Raw genomic sequence first — 18,084 nt, forward strand, 5'->3', positions numbered from 1 at the left:
TGATCGGAAGGATGTACCCGCGGACCGAGGCGTTCGTGGCCCGCGACAGCCACGCGGTCGACATGGCGCCGTGGTCGCTCGCCAAGCCCGTGGGCGCGGCCATCGTACTGGTCGTCGTCTCGACCTACTTCGTCTTCACGTGACGATCGCGAGGGGGGCGGCGACGGCCGCCCCTCGCTCCGAACCCGCCGCAGCGAGGCGGCGGGAGTTCCGGGCTCAGCGCCGGGACTTCAGGCTTTGCTCCAGGCGAGGCGCGCCCGCGGCACGGTCCCCGGCGAGAGCGGCGAAGTAGGCGGCGATACGGCGGTTCAACGAGCTGATCATGTCTGTCTCCAAAGGCTTGCATTTTCGTTGGCGCGAACATGCCACTCGGACCGCGTCTTCGGAACAGACACTTCGGAAGAGCCGCGTTGCGATCCGTGCATACTTTCGTGCCGTTGCAGCCCGCCATTGCTCTCCTTAACGTGCTCGGTGCGGAAGGATGCCGGGAGGGCTATTCGTGCGGATCGCGGTGCTCGGCCCCATGCCGAGGGACATCATCGTCACTTCCGGGGGGCAGGTACACGAACGCTACGGCGGCGCGCTCTATACCAGCGTGGCGCTCGCGTCGCTCGGGGCAGGCATCGCCGCCGTTCACCCGGTGACGCGCGTCTCGGCCGACGAGATCGACGCGCTTCTGTCCCTCATGTCGCCTTTTGATGCCATCGTCACGAGTGCGATCTCGGCTGCGCCGGATGCAGGGACCGGCATCAGCCTCGTCTACCAGGATCACAACTTGCGCGACGAGACGCAGGTCGGCCGGATGCCCCCGATCGGGCCCGACGACCTGCGCACCCTGCCCGATTGCGAGGCCTACGTGGTCGTTCCGGTAACCGATCACGAGGTTCCGCTCGACACGATACGGTCACTGAAGGCCCGCGGCTCCGGGACGGTCGTCCTCGACGCGCACGGCGCGACGACCGGCTGCGCGACGAACGGACAGCGCTACCGCAAGAGCTGGACCGATCGCGACGCGTGGCTGCCACATATCGATATCCTGAAGATGAACCTCGAAGAGGCGCGATTTGCCTTGATCGAGGAGTCCATCCACCGCGATCTCGGGCCTGCCGACCTACGCCGTCTGGCGGAAGCCTGTCTCACAGGCGGAACTGAAGCTCTCTATGTGACACTCGACGCGGACGGGTGCGTCGTCTTCGACCGGGCAATGGGGCGCCTGCGCGAGCGGGTGGTGCATCCGGTCGATCCCGGGCAGGTCATCGATACGACGGGCTGCGGGGATTCCTTCGCCGCCGGACTGGCGCTCGGCCACCTGCTCTACGAAGACCACGTACGCGCAGCCGAGCTTGGCAATTATGCCGGGGCGCGCCGCTGTTCCAGCCGCGAGCTCGCCGTCTATGGTAGCTTGGCAGATGCCGAGGCTTGCATCGCCGCCACCTACCGCACGCCGATCAAAGCAGCTCCTTCAGACATGCGTTCAGGCCGGCCGCGGCCTCATGATCGATGACGAGGTGGGACGCGAGCCCCTGCCTGACGACCTCGACCAACGTAGGCGCGCGGTCACTTCGCAAGGCGAAAACCACGACACCTGCAGCAGGCGAGCCAAGGCGTGCGCGTCGCGCGATCGTTGTGACCTGATCGAGCGAGATCCCCGTCCACATCGCGTTCAGCTCCGCGATCACCTCTCGGTCACCTTGGGTCGCGTCCGGGCGGGGAACGAGAATGCCACCGATGTCGCCGATCACGAGCCGGTGCAACTCCTCGGCCCGCATCCCGGCTGCGCGCAACAGATCGTCGAGCCCGCCGAGCACCAGAAGCTCGGTATGACCGACGGCGGTCAAGAGGGCATCCATCCGACCGGCGAGGGAATCCGGACCGTGCAGAATACGGTCGTAATTGGGCGCGTCGCGGATCAGGCGCCAGATCGCCTCTCGTGCCGGGCCGTCGTAATGCCGCGGCACATAGGCGGGAAATCCCGTCAGCTGCGGCACCGGCCGTCGATCGGAGACAAGCACGTCGAACAGCCGCTCGGCGATGCGGCTCGACGACAGGTCCCTTTGTGGGACGGTCAGAAGCTCGGCACAGACCGGCACGATCTCGATGTCGCCGCGAACCGGGCGCGGCGCCTTGGAGTGAGCGATCCCGTCGACCACCGCGCCCAGCGTCCGGCCCCATGCAACCCCGACAAGCGCCTGATCGCGCAAGAGGGTCGCGAGCCCCCCCGCCGCGGCCCGTCCGAACCGGCGACGCCTCAGAGCCATCGCGCCTTCGGTGGTGCCCGGCCCGCTTTGATGAACGACGACGTTCGGGGTCGCCTGCCCCACTGCCTCGCAGAACGTGGTCAGCCGCTCGATCAGGCCCGCGGGCGCGAGAAGATCCCGCAGAGCTCTGCGGTCGTCCTCGTCGAGCGCGTCGTCGGAGAGCCGCCGCTCCACGACGAGGTATCCGGCACGTTCGGCATGGGTCAGCAGACGCGACACATGCGATTGCGACAGCCCGCCCAGCACATGCCCGATCTCGGCCTGAGGCATGTCGTGCATCGCATGGAGATAAGCGGCGAAACGGGCCCGCCGGTCATATGACGCGTCTTTGCTCTGCGGCATCGCCCCTTCCCTCTGCGCCGGAATTCCTCGCTGGCATACTTATTCCGGTCCTTGCCGCCAGAACAGCGATTAGAACGGGCCGATAATCTCCGAAACGGAGCGTACGTCATGGACGCAGCAGGCATTATCTTCGATCTCGACGGCGTTCTGCTGGACACGGTGCCCGCGCATTTCGAGGCTTGGCAGCGCAGCTTCCGGAGCGTCGGGGTCGATTTTGACGCAGCGTCGTACCGCGAACACGTGGACGGTCGCCCGGTCCGGGACGGCGCGCGCGCGGTGATCGGTGATCACGACGAGGCCGCTCTCGAGGCCGTGGTGGCGATGAAGGAGCGTCTCTACACCGACATCATCGAAGCCGGTGAATTCAAGGTCTTCGCCGACGTTCCTCCAATACTGCAAGCTTTGTCACGGCGCGGCATTCCCCAAGCCGTCGCGTCGAGCAACAACCAGGCCAGACGGCTCCTCGCTCTCGCCAACCTGTCGGAATACTTCGAAGCCATCATCTGCGGTGACGATGTCGCCTGTGGCAAGCCTGCTCCGGATATCTTCCTGGTTGCCGCCGGACGGCTTGGACTTCCCCCCGCCCGGTGCATCGTCGTAGAGGATTCCATCGCAGGCCTGTCCGCCGCGCGAGACGGGGGCTTCATACCCATCGCCCTGCTTCGGAATGGCGACTCCGTTCTTCTCCCACAGGTAAAGAGAACGATCACGTCCCTCCGGGACCTGCAAACGGAGTTGGCGCTCTGATCTACGGAAAGTCAGTCACGCCTCGGCAATCCAGTTTTTCGGCAATACGAATGCCAGCGTAATGCACAGAACGGAAAGAGCCGTCCCGTTCCGACCGTTACCCATTCACTGGCATCACCGACCCCGTGAGCATGAATTGGACGCCAGTAACTTTGCGAATGCTTCGCATCGCAGAACGCCGCGCAAAACGCGATGCTCGGTATTGCGAGAGCATGTCATACGATGAACGGCCCATGCAATCGCAGAACTGGACCACTCGCAACATGAGCTGGTCATACGCCACTCGAATGGAGGATTGTCCGTCAGAATTGCTCGTTCAGTTCCCGTGCCAACGTCCGCATATGGCGCATGTCGGTTCCACAGCATCCGCCTAGAACCGCAATCCGAGGGTAGGCGCGGCCCAGGTCCGTGAGTTGCTGTGCCAGTTCCTCCGGATCGCCATCGTCCAGTTCGTCTGCCTCATCCAGTTCGGCATGGGAACAGCGCGACGCGTTGGCGACGATGCCACGCAAGCGCGTCATCCAGTCCTCGTCCGCCGCCTCCGCCAGAACTAGGGCGAAGTGGTCGGGATGGGCGCAGTTGATCATGTAGTGGATCGCGTGGCAGTCGGTCGCTCCGTCCACGGCCTCGATCGCCCGGCCAAGCGGCGTGCCGACAGGCAGGCGACCGTCGGTCTCTACGGTGAAGGCGATCACCACGGGCAAGCCGTGTGCGCGTGCCGCGCGCACGATGCCGATCGCTTCCTCGGGGTAGGTAATCGTGTAGCCGCTAATGATGTCGACCTCCGTGCCCGCCAGCCATCCGACCTGCTCGTCGTGGTAGGCCTGTGCCTCGTCTGCGGTCATACGTTCGGTGGGCGTATACGCGTCGGCACGCGGGCCGATATTGGCGCTCAGAACGACGGGCGCGTAGCCTTGCGCATCTCTCACCCGAGCCATCAATTCGATCGCCTCGCGATTGCGCCGCCCGAGCGTCTGCGGGTCCGCGCCGATCATCGCGCCCCGGTCACGATTGGCCACCCAAGTCGGAGCCTCGAGCACGACGCCTAGACCGTGTTCCGCCGCGACGGCGATCTGCTCGGAGAAGTATGCGGCGAGCAGAGCCCGTCCCTCCTCCGTGTCGAGCAACGGATGCGCGGCGAAGCCCGGCAATGCGATGCCACGGTTGAACATCAGGTCCGTCTCCATGCCGGTCCACGCCAGATGGATACGATCGTCGCCGAGAACGCTCATTGCGCAGCCCCCCGTGCCGTTCCGCTCGCCATCGATGCGGGAATGGGTATGCGCCACGGCCCATGCGGACCAAGATCGCGGCGCACGGTCTCGGCGATCGCCGCCCTAATGGCCTGCTTTGCCCGTTCGGGCTGGGCGCGCAGAAGTGCCGCGCCACGTACCGTGCCGTCATGGAACAGGTCGAACGGCGCGCCTGGATCGTCGACCGTCCAGCTGCTGTCGATCTGCTCCACCTGAATGTCGGCAAACCCTGCCTCGGTCAGGACGAAGCGCGCGTGGGGTTCGATCGATAGCGCCGTCGCATAAGGGCCGGCCGGCAGGACGACGGAGGGGTCGCCATGCTCGGCGATCGCGCCGAAGACTGTGCGCCACGCGAACGAATGCTCCGGGCCACACCAGACGGTGAACGCGATCCGGCCGCCCGGCTTCAGGACGCGGCGCGCCTCTCTCAACACCGCGTCGGGATCGGGCACATGCGGCATGCCCAGCCCGATCGTGACGGCTTCGAATGTACCATCGGCGAAGGGGAGATCGGCCGCATCGCCCTCTATCAATTCAGCTTCCGGAACACGTTCGCGGGCCATCGCAAGCATGGCCGGAGAGAAATCGAGCCCAGTCACCTTGGCACCCGCCTCGACCAGTCCCCTAGCGACGATGCCATGACCGCAACACAGATCGAGCACATGCGCGCCGACGCGAGCGTGGACCGCAGATATCAGGAAGGGCACGTGCTGGGCGGTCGCGGCGGCAAAGCCGCTTGCATAGGCCCGCGCGGTATCGGCGTCCCCCCACCCTATCCGCTCCATGGCCGCGAAATCGGCGAACGTGTCCATGAGGCTTCATAGCATATGTTGGGTGAGTCGCCCAACCGAGGCGCCGACGCCGTCATGGTCGGGTCCTCCCATAGGTCGATCAGATCCAGCTTAGGCCGATCCTGGACGAGCTTCGATGCGGATGGTTGAGCTCGGAAGACTCCGCCGGTGCATTAGCAAGTCATCGCGACTGGAGAGGCAGCGGAATGCGTATGAGAAGTTCCGCGGAACATCTCTCACGCCCAGCGTACTCGCCGAGCGAGTTGGCCGCTTCGCCTGCCCGATGTTCCAGAGCAGTAAGCAACGGCGCCAAGGCGACCGCGAACGGCATGCCACGTCGAATGCAGTTCCGAAGGCCGACCCCTAGAACACCGCGTGGTCCCCGAGATCGACCACCGCGCCGTCAGCCAAGGTCCTCGCATAGAAATCGAAGATCGTGTCGTCGCCCGTACTCGGCGTCGCGTCTGCGTCGTAACGTCCCGTCGCCGTATCAAGGACCAGCATGGATTCGGTCGCGTAGTATCGCCCGATCCGGGCCAGTTCGGCCTTGTCTCGCATGCGCCCAGATACTGTTCCCAGAACGCTCAGGACCGCGATTATGGCGTCGAGCAGTGCGACCGGCACATGCCGGATACGCGGTGTCTTGTTCAACAACTCGAACAGCCGTTTGCCCTGCGCGAGGGGCGTGATCGCGGGACCTGGTCCGCCGATCGGAAGCACCCGGTTCCAACGACGCTCATCGTCGACACACTCCGCGAGATAGGCCCCGAGGTCCCTGTCACTAATCGGTTTGCAGGCCGTCAACTCGCCATTCCCGAAAACGAGATATGATTTCCCCCGGCGAACACGGTCGATCTGTCCCGACAGTGATTTGAAGTAAGCGGTCGGCCGCACGATCGAGAAGGTCAGGCCGGACCCGATCAACTCGCCCTCGAAAGCCAGCTTGGCCTTTTGGAACTCCAGTCTGGGTTTCTGCACACAGATCGCCGAAAGCAGGACCATATGAGAAATGCCCGCCCCGCGAGCGATACGGAGAGCGTGCGAATGCGCCGCGTGGTCGACGGCCCAGGCGTCCTGCGGCGCACCGGTGCGCGAGGCCAAACAGGAGACCAGGACGTCGAAGGACTCGCCGTGAAATCCACCCTGGGCAAGAGCTTCGGGATCGATGACGTCACACGGCCGGATCTCTGCGCGCGGGTGAAGTCGCGATCGCGCTTCCGGACAGCTCGCGGGACGAACGGGGCATATCACATGATGCCCCCGCTCGATCAGGGCGCCGACGGTCGCCCGTCCGATCGTTCCAGTGCTGCCGAGCACGACAACCCTCTTCGAGCCACGCGGAGAGCCGAACATCCTTAATGTCTCATCCTCCATCCCGGCAGTTTGGATGAATAGAAACAAGATTGACAGCAGAGCCGCGCATCGCGGCCGCTTACATTCGATCACGTCGATATTCGGCGTACTTCACTAGGAATGTTGTTAGTGTCCGAGGAGGTGGTGGAATTTCCGGCCGGACTGGCAATGTGAGCGGGGTGGCCATCGAGGTGTAAGATCAGGGTGGAGTTTGCCGACTTCAACCCGTCACCGAAAGAACCGCCGATGACCAAGATCACCATGAGCCTGTCCGAGCTGCTTGAGAAGCACGACAAGCGCGATTTCCTCCGTGCCGTCGCCGAGGCGGTCCTGCAGCTGATCATTGAGACCGACGTCGAGGGCGTCATCGGCGCCGGCCGCCACGAGCGGGCCGAGGGGCGGACCACCTACCGCAATAGCTATTGCCACCGCGCGCTCGACACCTGGCTCGGGACGCTGAGACTGCGCGTGCCGAAGCTGCGGCAGGGGAGCTACTTTCCCGGTTTCCTCGAGCCGCGCCGGACATCGGAGAAAGCGCTCGTAGCCGTGATCCAGGAGGCGTGGATCGGCGGCGTGTTTACACGCCGGGTTGACGAGCTCGTCCAAGCCATGGGGCTCTCCGGGCATCTCCAAGGGCACGGTGTCGAAGCTGTGCAAGGACATCGACGAGCGCGTCGGCGAGTTCCTCAACCGCCCGCTCGCTGGCAACTGGCCCTATGTCTAGCTCGTTGCAACCTACCTGAAGGTGCGTCAGGGCGGGCGCATCGTGAGCGTCGCCGCGATAATCGCCGTCGCGGTCAACACAGACGTGAGGCGCGAGATCATTGGCCTCGGCACCGGCCCGTCCGAGGCGGAAACCTTTTGGACCGAGTTCCTGCGGGGCCTGAAGGCGCGCGGGCTTTCGAGCGTAAAGCTAGTGATCTCCGACGCCCACACCGGCCTCAAGGCCGCCGACGCCAGGGTGTTCGACGCGACGTGGCAGCGCTGCCGCGTGCACTGAATGCGGAACGCCCTCGCGCACGTTCCGCGTGGCCAGCACACGGTCGTCGCAGCGGCCATCCTTCAGGTCTTCAGCCAGCCCGACCGCGAGCAGGCGGGGACAACCTCGTGCCACGTCGCCGACCAAATCCGCACACGCTGGCCAAAGCTCGCCCAGCTCATGGACGGCAGCGAGCACGATGTGCTGGCCTACATTGTGTTCTCCGTCCAGCACCGCATCAAGCTGCATTCGACCAACCCGATCGAGCGTTTGAATAAGGAGGTGAAGCGCCGCGCCGACGTCGTCGGGATCTTTCCGAACGAAGCCTCCATCGCCCGTCTGATCGGCGCCGTCCTGTTCGAGCAGAACGACGAATGGCGACCCAGCACCGCTACATGCAGGTCGAGGCCTTCTCGAAGATCGAGACCGGCGAGCCGGACCCCATTCTCAGCATAGCAACGGAAGCGGCCTGATCATGCCCTCAGGCCATCTCGCTTTCTCCACCACCTTGACGGACGTAACCGAAATGTTCCTAGGGAAGATCGACGACCTCAGGTCGTGACTTACGCAATCCTTCGATTTCCGGTGAGCAGCTAGGTACGTGCCATGGCGCGTGGAAGATGTAATCACGCGGCTCCCTTGATTTCCTTCGCCGCGCCACCGTTCCGGTTGGCAGATTGCCGGCGATTGATCTCGACGAGGTACTGCGTGAACTCCGTCAAGGCGCCTTCGACGGCCTTGGCCAGATCCGCGACGGCCGCCTCATCCGGAGCGGGGCGGGACGCCACGTCCTCGAGCTCCTTGGCAATCGGGTTCAGCCGGGTCGCGCCGAGCATCTTGGCCGAAGATTTCAGCGTGTGGCCGATACGGGCGCAGGTGGCGAAATCGTGGTTCGCGAGGGCGGTCCTCAACTCGTTCATGCGAACCGGGCCGGTGCTGCAGAACGTCTTCAGGAGGGTCGGGAACCTTGCACCCATCGACTGGCGTGTGGCCATGAACCGAGACACATCGAGAATGTCGGCCGGTTTGGAGGAGGCCGGTTCGTCTACTTTCGGTTCGCGAACGATCTCGGTCAGCATGAGCGGCGCCGCGGGCGGATCGGCTGGCGTTTCGACGACGGTTGCCTGCTCGGGCTCGCTCTCGGCTCGATGCCCGGGCTGGCCCACGATTTCGACGAGGGCAGTGCGCAGTTCGGCCTCGCGTACGGGTTTCTTCATATAACCATCCATGCCCGACTCGAGGCAGCGCTCGCGATCTCCCGTCAGCGCATTGGCGGTCAGCGCGATGATCGGCGCCCGCGTGATCTTGCCGGCTTCCATGTCGGATTTCAGGATGCCGGCTGCGGTGTAGCCGTCCATGATCGGCATCTGGCAATCCATTAGGACGACGTCGTAGGCGCGTGCCCGCGCCATGTCGACCGCGGCGCGCCCGTTATCGGCGGTCGCGACAGCGCAACCCAGATCCTCGAGTACGGCCGCGGCGTAGATCTGGTTCACCGTATCGTCTTCGACGAGGAGGACCTTCATGCCCTCGCAGGGACGCACGACCTCCTCGTTAAGCTCGACCTTGGCCCGGGCCCCGAGGCTGCGGTGCGCCAGGGATCCCGATATCTTGGCCATGATCTGTTCCGGAAGATGAGGGGCATCGCAGATGAAGTCGGATGCTGCGATCTCCTCCTCGGACGGGGTCTCACCGACCCGCGTGCTGTCACGCAGCCAACCGATTTTAAGGCGTCGATCCGTCGGTATCGCCGCGCGGAACTCGGCTGCCATGGCCAGATCGTCGAGCAGGACCACGTCGAAGGGTTCTGCCGATCCCTCGACCCGCTCGATCGCCTGCAACGCGTCGGAGACCGATCCCGACCCTTCCGCAAGCCCGCCGACCTTTCGGAACGACCGCACGAGACAGTCGGAAACGATCTTATCGTGGGTCACCACGAGCACGTTGAAGGCGGCGGACAGCACGATCTCGCGGCGCAAGGGAGATGCCGCCGGAATGACATCGACATCGATCGCGAAACTGAACGTGGATCCCTTGCCCGGCAAGCTCCGCACGGAGATCTCGCCGCCCATCTCCGCCACGATGCGCTGTGCGATCGTCAGGCCAAGGCCCGTTCCACCGAATTTCCGGGTCGTCGTGACGTCGGCCTGGCGGAAGGCCATGAATATCTCGTTCTGCTTGTCCTCCGGGATACCGATGCCGGTATCCTCCACGGCGAAACGTATCTGGGCCTGGCGATCGTCCTGCTTCTCCAGCACGACCTTCAGAGCCACGTGGCCTTCGGAGGTGAATTTCACCGCGTTCGACAGCAGGTTGATGATCACCTGTGACAGGCGCAAGGCGTCGATCCTGACGCGACGGGGAACATCGATCGGCATGGAGACGATCACCCTGAGGCCCTTGTGCGCCGCTAGGATGTTCAGCCCGGTGACAATATTGCTCACGAGTTCGGCAAGGTCGCATTCGACCGGATCGATCTCGAACGCGTCCGCCTCGATCTTGGAGAAATCGAGTATCTGGTTGATCAACGAGAGCAGAGCCTCGGCCGAACGGCCCACGGTTTGCATCTGCTCGCGCTGGACGGGAGACAGCGGCCCTTTCCGGACGAGATCGGACATACCGAGAATGCCGTTCAGCGGCGTCCGCATCTCGTGGCTCATCGTGGCGAGGAACCGCGTCTTGTGGAAGTTCGCCTGGGCTGCGGCACGGCCGGCGTTGCGGGCGATCAGCATCTGTCGCGTGGTGACGAGCGACATTGCGACAAGGAGCAGGCTCGCGAGCAGCGTCGTCGCGACGCCGGCGAACCGGCTGCCGAGCCATTCGGCCATGTTCTGGTGCGTCACGTCGAGCGACAGGTCGAGCACGGCGCCCCCCAGATCCACTTCGAGGCTGCGTTCTGTGACTTCTACAGGGGATACCGGGGGCGCCACCTCGCGGGGAACCGTGATTACGTTCGTACCGACGTCGATCGTGGCCGAGCGGATGGTGACACCGGATGTTGCTTCGATCGTGTCGAGAACATCCGTGATCGAGAAGGACACGAAGAAGGCGCCCCCATGCATCATGTTCGCACCGACATTCGAGAACGGCATCATGAGCGACGCAGCGGAGTCGAGGTTCAAGTCGAGGTCGAGATCGCCGACCAGGAACGTTGGTTTTGCTTGCGGCTCCGAAATGCCCGAAGAGATGCCGAAGGCGCTGCGCCCGACGACATCATCGGGAATCGTCAGCACTTCCCCATCCGGGTTCACGAGGAGGCTCGGGCTCGACCGGTCCAACGGGTTGGAGTTGATCCAGCCGAAATAGAAGGGGAATTCCGGGGCAAGCGATTTGATGTTTTCCGTGAACACCCTGAATTCGTCGGCCGAAACTGCTTTCGACGATCTGTAGAACGCATGGATTGGGTTGACGATTCTGCCCAAGGCCCGAAGCTGTCTTTCGGCGGACTCCTTGGCCATATACAAGGAATCCTCTTCGGCGCGCCGGGTCTCAAGGAGGTAATCTTCCCGCGCCTCGAAGACGTTCGCGCCGATCGCGATGGCGAGGACGAAGGGTGCCGCCATGTAGAAAATCAGGGCCTGTCGTCTGGTCAAGGTCGCAACCGGGCGGGTCATGCGCATCACCATTTGAGGTCCGTCCTGTTATTTATGAGACCGACGGCCTGGTTGCCGACCTCGTTGAAACTGAGCTTGTCGAAGGAAAGTGTGCGCGCCTGCACGAGGCCGCGCCCGTGACTGCCGACGGAGCGTGTACCGTCGAGGCGGAGACGATCGCGCCAGTCGAAGCCTTTTCCGCCGTCGGAAACCGAGAGCACGTCGCCTTCGGCGCGCCGGACGAACGTGACGTCGATGCCCCGGTCGGCGGGAAGGCTCGACACGATGCGGTCGACCTCGCTGCGCCAGATTCCGTCGCGCAGAAGTTCGCCCTTCCGGTCGAACCCGATGCCGCAGAGGCCGTGTTCGACCGCGTTGACGAGGAGCGCGCCGATGCCGGGCAGCGCCCGTTCGGGGACGGCGAAATAGTTGGCAAGAAAACCGCTGAGGGATTCGGCCTCGCTCAAATTTCTGACCCGGAACTTGGCCGCCTGCGTCAGTTCGAACCCGAGGGTGTCCGAACCGCCGTGATTGAGCGCGTCGAACTCGCGGGCGCGGCGCAGGGCGGCCGACAGGACCGAGGCGAGGATCCGCACGTCGACCGGCTTCTGGAGGTAGTAGAAGACCCCGGCCTCGATGCCGTTGCGCATCTCGTCGGGATCGTCCGTCCCTGTGACCATGACGACGGGGACGTTCTTGAGCGCGGTGCGCCGCTTCATCTGCCGCACGACGTCGAGACCATCGAGATCGGGCATGACACGATCGAGGACCACGAGGCCGATATCGGCGGCGTCCAGGCGTTCGAGCGCCTCCTGTCCGCCCTGCGCCGTGACCGTCGTGTAGCCGAGATTCTGGATTTGCGTTTCGATGGCGAAGAGCGCGAACGGATCGTCGTCGACCACGAGAACGCGACATTCCCGTTCTGCCCGACCAACGTCCGGCGCCGAGGCTCGACCATCCAGCATGTGCGTCAATGCTCCCCGAATGCGCCCGCCAAGGCGAGCTTCACGGGTTTGACGAGATAGGCGAGAAGGGTTCGTTCGCCGTTAACGATGCTCGCATCTATCGTCATGCCGGCCGAGATCCGCTGCGCCGGATTGGACCCGACATAGTCCCGGGCGAGCGCGATCTCGCCCGTGAAGTAAGCGACACCGTCCGGGGACGAGAACGAACCGGGTGAGAGCTCGGCAAGCGTTCCGTCGATCGAGCCGAACTGCACGAAGTCGTAGGCCGAGACCCGGACTTGAACCGGTTGACCGGGCTCGACGCGGCCGATGTCGCGGGGACTGATCCTGACCTGCGCGACCAGGGGCGTGTCCGTCGGCACGATCTGCACCACGCTTTCGCCTGGCGAGAGGAAACTTCCGATCCCCAGGCCGTCGCGGATCTTGACCTGACCCGCGATGGGTGCGGTGATGTCGGTCCGACGGAGCTGTGCGAGAACCTTGTCTCGTCGGGCCGCGTTGTCGGCGATCTGGCCCTCCACGTCGGCGAGTTGCTGCAACAGTGCCGAACGCTCGCTCGTCCGCACGGAAGCGACGCGGGTTTCGAATTCCCTGAGCCCCGCCTCGGCCTGCATCAGGCGCTCCCCGAGGGCCGCCATCTCGCCGCGTTGCTCGCCCACATCGCGTCGCAGGCGCACCAGTTCGCCGAACCTAACGAGGCCCTTCTCCCCGAGGGCTTCCTGCCTGACGAAGAGCTCTTCGAGTTCGGCCAGCGTCGTCCTCGCCGCGCCGTGGCGTGCCCGAACGGCCGCGAGTTCCCGTTCGCGCTGTTCGCGCTGCTTCAGGGCGACGGCGTAGCGGTTGTCGTAGTCGGCACGCATCGCCGCGAGACCCGCCTCCGCCTCGCGCACGTCGCGCCGGTCGGGCGTTCCGAAGGGCGTGAAGTCCGCCGGGCGTTCCTCCAGATAGGCGCGCAGTCGCTCGGCGGTGATACCCAGCACCCGCGCTCGTTCGTCGAGCCGGGCGAGGTCCTTCCGGATCGGCTCGGCATCGATACGCGCGATGAGCTGGCCGGTCTCGACCTGCGCGCCAGTGCGTACGAGAAGGCTGGTGATCGTGCCGCCGAAGGGATGCTGGACCTCCCGTTCGAAACCGACCGGCACGATCTGTCCACCTGCGCGGGCGACCTCGGGCACGGTCGTGTAACCGGCCCAGGCGAAGAGGCCGAAGCAGACCACCGCGAGCGTCCAGATCATCGCCCGCGAAAGCCTTGGATCGGGGGTTTCCTCGAGGCGGATCGACTGCGCGAGATAGCGGAGCTGCTCGCGCGACCCCGACCCTCTGGAAAGATAACCTCCCCGCCGGGTGCGCGCCACGGGCAGGTCGAGCGCCGGTTGCGCGACGAGATCGATGCTCTTCATGCCGTCATCTCCAAGACCTTGTCGGGGGATCCCACCACCGGCACCTGACCGCGCCGCAAGGCCACAGCTCTGTCCGCAAGGCGCAGGAAGTCGGCGCGGTGACTGACGACGAGCACGGCGCGATCGCGCGCTGCCGCCCGCAGGCAATCCATCAGCGTCATGTCGAAACCCGCGGACAGCGCGGCTGCGGGCATCTCGTCGACCAGGAGGATGCGCGACGGCTTCAGCAGCGCGCGCGCCAACCCGATGCGATGGGCGAAGACCGGATCGTTGCGATCGGATGCAGTGAGCGCCGCGTGGAGCTGCCCGTCCCGCCCTGCGATCCCGTCCCAGGCCCCAACCCGCTCGAGCACGGCCCGCAACGCGTCGTCGTCGGCGACCGGCATGGCGAGGCGCAGGTTCTCCGCGATGGTCCCCTCGAAGAGATCGATCTGCTGCGGTACGTAGGCGATCTGCTCGCGCAGTTCCCGGACATTGATCTGGCGGATGTCGAAGCCGTCGATCCTGACATGGCCTAGGAGCGCCGGTTCGGTGGCGAGGACGAGCTTCAGCACGCTGCTCTTGCCTGAACCGTTGGACCCTGCGATCGCGACGATCTCACCCGGTCGGACCTCGAAGGACAGACCGGTGAAGACGGGGCCCGCGGCGGCATCGTAGCGCAGTGCGACGCCGGCGAATTCCAGATGACCCTGCAAGCGTGATCTGGGCCGCGACGGATCCGAAATGCCGCCTTCTTCCGGCGCATCCATGAGGTCGTCGATCTGCGCGACGGCGTTGCGCAATTGTTCGATCCGCGGGATCATCGCGCAGAGCGCGTTGAACGGCATCAACGCCCGCGAGACGAGCAGGATCGCCGCGATGAGCGTCCCCGTCTGCATGGCGCCGGCCCATATGACGTTGGCCCCGACATAGAGTGCAGCGAGTGCGGTGAGGCCGACCACGAGTTGCGACAGACCCGCACCCATCTCGCCCAGTCGCGCCAACCGGGCCTGGCGCGAGATCTCCTGCCCCGAGATGTCGCGGTAGGTTTCGCTCCATTGCCGGGAAAGCCCGTCGAGGCGGATGGCGTCGAGCTTCTCGAAGGTCTCGATGGCGAATTGCTGCATAACCGAACTGTCGATCGCCGCCTCGCGGATCCGGACGCGGATGCGGCGCCAGAAAAGCCAGAACGTGAGGAGAAGAGCGAGGATGCCGAGGACTGGCACCACCACGAGGGGGCCGCACAGCAGGTAGAGGACCACGAGCGACATCAGCGCCGCCGGCATCTCCAGCGTCATCAGGAGGATCGGCCCGCAGAAGATGTCGCGAACCGCTTCGAAGGTCTTGATCCTGGCGATCTGGTCGGAGACCGACGCACGCTGCACGAGGTTGGCCGGCAGGAACATAAGGCGTTCGAAGATGGCAACGCCGACGAGGAAGTCGAGCCGGGCCGCAAGCCAGCAGAGTATGTTCGATCTGACCGCGCGCAGGGCTACTTCGGCACCCACGACAAGGGCCGCGCCTTGCGCCAGATGCACCAGGGGATCGTTCAGCCTGGGGCCGAGCGTCCGCTCGTAGATCATCATGATGAAGAGTGGCACCGCGAGCGTCAGCATGTTGATCGCGCCGCTCAGCAACAGGATCCGTCGCATTTCCTTGCCAAACCGGGCAAGGGTCGTGCGGAACCATCCGTATCCCGAAGCGCGCCGCCGCTTGATGGAGGTCGGGAGGCGGTCCCGGTCGATCGGCCTGAACATCAGAGCCGTTACCGACCGCGACAGGTGCGCGCCATCCGAGACCGAACAGGTGGAACCGTCGAAGCACCGCATTCGCGTCTGCCCCTTGCGCTGCCACGACCAGATCACGCCCGGTGCCACGGGATGGACGGAAGCTCCGAATCCCGCTTCGACTATGATGGCGGGGGACAGCCGCGGATCGAGGTCGCAGGGCCGGATGTCGATGGCGTTGTAGCGGTATCCCAGCGACACCATAGCATTGATGAGTTCCAGCATACCGAAACGATGCCCCCGGCCGGGGAGGGCATCCGCGATTTGCGACGTCCGGAGGAACGGATTGATTCGCGAGACGAGAACGCAGAAGCAAAGCGCCAGCGGCTCGTCCTGCGGCGGGATCTCGAGGACGGTCGCACGCAGCCGCTCGAAGAGCAGCAGGGCGGCGGTCTCGTCGTGATCCTCGTCCGCAACCGGCATGTCGACCAAGACGTCGGCGGCAGCGGTCATATCCTGAACTCCCGATAGGTCGCCACCTGCAAACCGGCGCCCTTCTCGGCGCGATCGACGTCGAGCCTGCCGTCGCGGATCGTGATTCGCCGGGTGGCGAGCGCCTGCAGCGTCCGGTCCCCCGTGGCCAGCACGAGGGTCGCCTTGCCGCGCAGGCGGGAGAAAAGCCCCTGGATCGCCTCGTAGGAACGCCGGTCGAGCCCCGTATCGGCATGGTCGAACAGGATCAGCTTGGGGCGCGGCGAAAGCTGGCGCGCAATCGCCACGCGCTGCTTGAGCCCCGGATGGATCGGATCGGCACCGTCGCCCTGCAGCATCGTCTCCAGCCCACGAGGCAGCCGGGCGACGTCGTCCTCAAGGCCCAGATGCTTCGCGACATAGAGGACATCGGCAAGGGACGAGCTGCCGAAACGGGAGAGGTTGTCCATCAACGTGCCGCGATAGATGACGGGATTGCGCTGTAGCCAGGCCACTTGCTGTGCACGGACGGTCTGTTCGATCTCGGTGATCTTCGTTCCGTTCAGTCGGACCTCGCCCGTCTCGCAGTCGCAAAGGCCCGCGACCGCGCGGAAGAACGCCGCCCGATCCTCGCCACCTGCGGCGTCGAGGAGGTAGGCCTGCCCAGGCTCGAGCCGAAGGGACGCACGCTCGAGCAGCGCATGTCCGTCCAGCGACCTCATCGTGACGGCATCGAGTTCGAGAAGGCCGCGGTTCTCCGGCACGATGCCCTTGCTTGGAATTGGGGCCGACGCGGACAGGAACGAAGCCACCCGGTGCGTCTCCGCGACGAGGTTCCGCCTCTGGAGGAGCATGCCGAGGGCTTTCTGCAAGGGCTGCCCGATCCGTCCCGCCAGGATCACCGACGCGATCATGGCCCCGACGGATATGCGCTCGGACATGACGAGGGCCGCTCCGCCGAGGACCATCAGGAAGGTCAGGAGGGTTCCGAAGCTCGCCGCTGTGTCGAAGCTCCGCGTATAGGCCCGCGAGACGGCAAGGCTGTCCATACACGATTGCTGTTTCAGCGCCTCGTAGCGACGCAGGATCCGTGGCTCCATCGCCAGTGCCTTGACGGTGTGGATCGCCGAAAGCGCCTCCACGATGAAATCGTAGCGGCGATCGTCGCTCTCGTTCCGGCGCGCATTCGCATTCGCCAGGCGGCGTCCGTTGATCATGGAGGCGAGCGCGAAGACGATCAGCAGTCCCAGGGGCACGAGGGCAAGGGGTCCGGCGATGATCCCAACGATGGCGATCGCCACGGGAACGAAGAGCAGCTCGGCCGTCGCGACCAGGTCCTTCCCGTTCTGTCCGTCCCGGATCGAACGGATCGACCCGAGGATGGCGAAGCCCTCGCTCGGCCTGAGCGCGCCGCCCATGACGGAGTTGCGGAGCATCGCCTCGATGGCGCGTCGTCCCGCGCGATGGGCGAACGCGAATCCATTGAGGGCAACGAGATGAGCACGGCAGGCCTTCAGGACGAATTCGACGCAAAGCAATCCGCCGGCAGCGAAGAAGAGCACCGAAAGCGTTTCGACGCTGCGGTTCGGCACGATCCGGTCGTAGAGTTGCAGGATCGTGACCGGCAGCACGAGTTCCAGCAGCGTGATCGTCAGCGTCGCCGTGAGGAGGCTGACGATCGGTATCCGGAGGTTCAGTTCGCGGCGGATCGCGGCAAAGGAACGGCTAGAAGAACCCGAAGAGAGATGAGGACTGGTTTCCATCCGTGCTCTGACCGAAGAGGCCGCTGTCGAGAGCCGAAATGCCCGTAGCCAAATCCCCGGTGGGTTGGGCGATCGTGAGCGAACTGTCGATCAGAAGCGTTTCTGAATAATCTCCAGTGTTACCCAAATCGGTTTCGATTGTGTTTAGGTCGCCACTCTCCGACGGCTCGCCGGAGGTTCCGCCAAGGATCGCGTCGATCCCGCCCAGATCGAGATCGAGCCCGATATCGACATCGCCCACCACGGCCTCGACCGGGTCGAGCGTCCCTTCGACCTCGAGATCGCCCAGGGCCACGTCCAGATCGCTGTCCGCCGGATCGCCGTCGCTGCTGCCCGCGCCTAGATCGAAGACGAGATCGATGTCGCCTACGACGGCCTCGACTGGATCGAGTGTCACTTCGACCTCGAGATCGCCCAGGGCCACCTCGAGATCGCTGTCCGCCGGGTCACCGGCCTCGCCGCC

General features: G+C 64.8%; 12 protein-coding genes and 1 pseudogene. 3 read left to right on the plus strand and 10 right to left on the minus strand.

All coding sequences use genetic code 11. From position 1 onward, the window contains the following. Positions 1-481 precede the first annotated feature (481 nt). A complete protein-coding gene (locus tag LX81_RS18470; protein WP_111538779.1) occupies positions 482-1,504 on the plus strand; it encodes a carbohydrate kinase family protein in 1,023 nt (340 codons plus the stop codon). Here the strand turns inward: LX81_RS18470 and LX81_RS18475 are convergent. Then, on the minus strand, positions 1,449-2,600 hold the full coding sequence (locus tag LX81_RS18475; protein ID WP_111538780.1) for a sugar-binding transcriptional regulator: 1,152 nt from the start codon (positions 2,598-2,600) through the stop codon (positions 1,449-1,451). The two genes, LX81_RS18470 and LX81_RS18475, sit on opposite strands and share 56 nt — an antisense overlap. Before the next feature lie 108 nt (positions 2,601-2,708). Between LX81_RS18475 and LX81_RS18480 the strand changes: the two genes are divergently transcribed. Next, on the plus strand, positions 2,709-3,347 hold the full coding sequence (locus LX81_RS18480; protein ID WP_111538781.1) for an HAD family hydrolase: 639 nt from the start codon (positions 2,709-2,711) through the stop codon (positions 3,345-3,347). 302 nt (positions 3,348-3,649) lie between these two features. Here the strand turns inward: LX81_RS18480 and LX81_RS18485 are convergent, their stop codons facing one another. The 3 genes from LX81_RS18485 to LX81_RS18495 form a co-directional block, all read right to left on the minus strand. Then, positions 3,650-4,579, minus strand: coding sequence for a homocysteine S-methyltransferase family protein (locus LX81_RS18485; RefSeq protein ID WP_211322821.1), 930 nt, complete (start codon positions 4,577-4,579; stop codon positions 3,650-3,652). Further along, positions 4,576-5,412 carry a methyltransferase domain-containing protein gene (locus LX81_RS18490; RefSeq protein WP_111538782.1) on the minus strand — a complete coding sequence of 279 codons (837 nt, stop codon included), beginning with the start codon at positions 5,410-5,412 and terminating at the stop codon, positions 4,576-4,578. Before LX81_RS18490 ends, LX81_RS18485 begins: the two co-directional genes overlap by 4 nt. A gap of 342 nt (positions 5,413-5,754) precedes the next feature. Then, positions 5,755-6,744, minus strand: a complete 990-nt coding sequence (locus LX81_RS18495; RefSeq protein WP_111538783.1) for an NAD(P)H-binding protein — start codon at positions 6,742-6,744, stop codon at positions 5,755-5,757. Between the two features lie 246 nt (positions 6,745-6,990). On the opposite strand from LX81_RS18495, the pseudogene LX81_RS18500 reads away from it, so the two are divergent. Continuing rightward, positions 6,991-8,196 (plus strand): annotated as a pseudogene (locus LX81_RS18500) (IS256 family transposase). A 153-nt stretch (positions 8,197-8,349) separates the two neighbouring features. Here LX81_RS18500 and LX81_RS18505 read toward each other — a convergent pair. The 6 genes from LX81_RS18505 to LX81_RS18530 form a co-directional block, all read right to left on the minus strand. After that, positions 8,350-11,337, minus strand: a complete 2,988-nt coding sequence (locus tag LX81_RS18505) for a hybrid sensor histidine kinase/response regulator (RefSeq protein WP_170134027.1) — start codon at positions 11,335-11,337, stop codon at positions 8,350-8,352. Positions 11,338-11,342: 5 nt separating this feature from the next. Then, positions 11,343-12,281 (minus strand): response regulator, encoded by a 939-nt coding sequence (locus tag LX81_RS18510; protein ID WP_111538785.1) that lies wholly within the window; start codon positions 12,279-12,281, stop codon positions 11,343-11,345. A 5-nt stretch (positions 12,282-12,286) separates the two neighbouring features. Beyond that, positions 12,287-13,681, minus strand: a complete 1,395-nt coding sequence (locus LX81_RS18515) for an HlyD family type I secretion periplasmic adaptor subunit (RefSeq protein WP_111538786.1) — start codon at positions 13,679-13,681, stop codon at positions 12,287-12,289. Further along, the gene (locus LX81_RS18520) at positions 13,678-15,900 is read right to left on the minus strand and encodes a peptidase domain-containing ABC transporter (protein ID WP_111538787.1); all 2,223 of its coding nucleotides are present in this window, start codon (positions 15,898-15,900) and stop codon (positions 13,678-13,680) included. Before LX81_RS18520 ends, LX81_RS18515 begins: the two co-directional genes overlap by 4 nt. Continuing rightward, entirely contained in the window at positions 15,897-17,621 is a 1,725-nt protein-coding gene (locus LX81_RS18525; protein WP_111538788.1) for an ABC transporter transmembrane domain-containing protein, read from the minus strand. Before LX81_RS18525 ends, LX81_RS18520 begins: the two co-directional genes overlap by 4 nt. Further along, the coding region (locus LX81_RS18530; protein WP_373280299.1) for a hypothetical protein at positions 17,584-18,084 on the minus strand (501 nt) is incomplete at its 5' end. The genes LX81_RS18525 and LX81_RS18530, both read right to left, overlap by 38 nt.

It is taken from the genome of Palleronia aestuarii, assembly GCF_003253995.1.
Taxonomy (GTDB): Bacteria; Pseudomonadota; Alphaproteobacteria; order Rhodobacterales; family Rhodobacteraceae; genus Palleronia; species Palleronia aestuarii.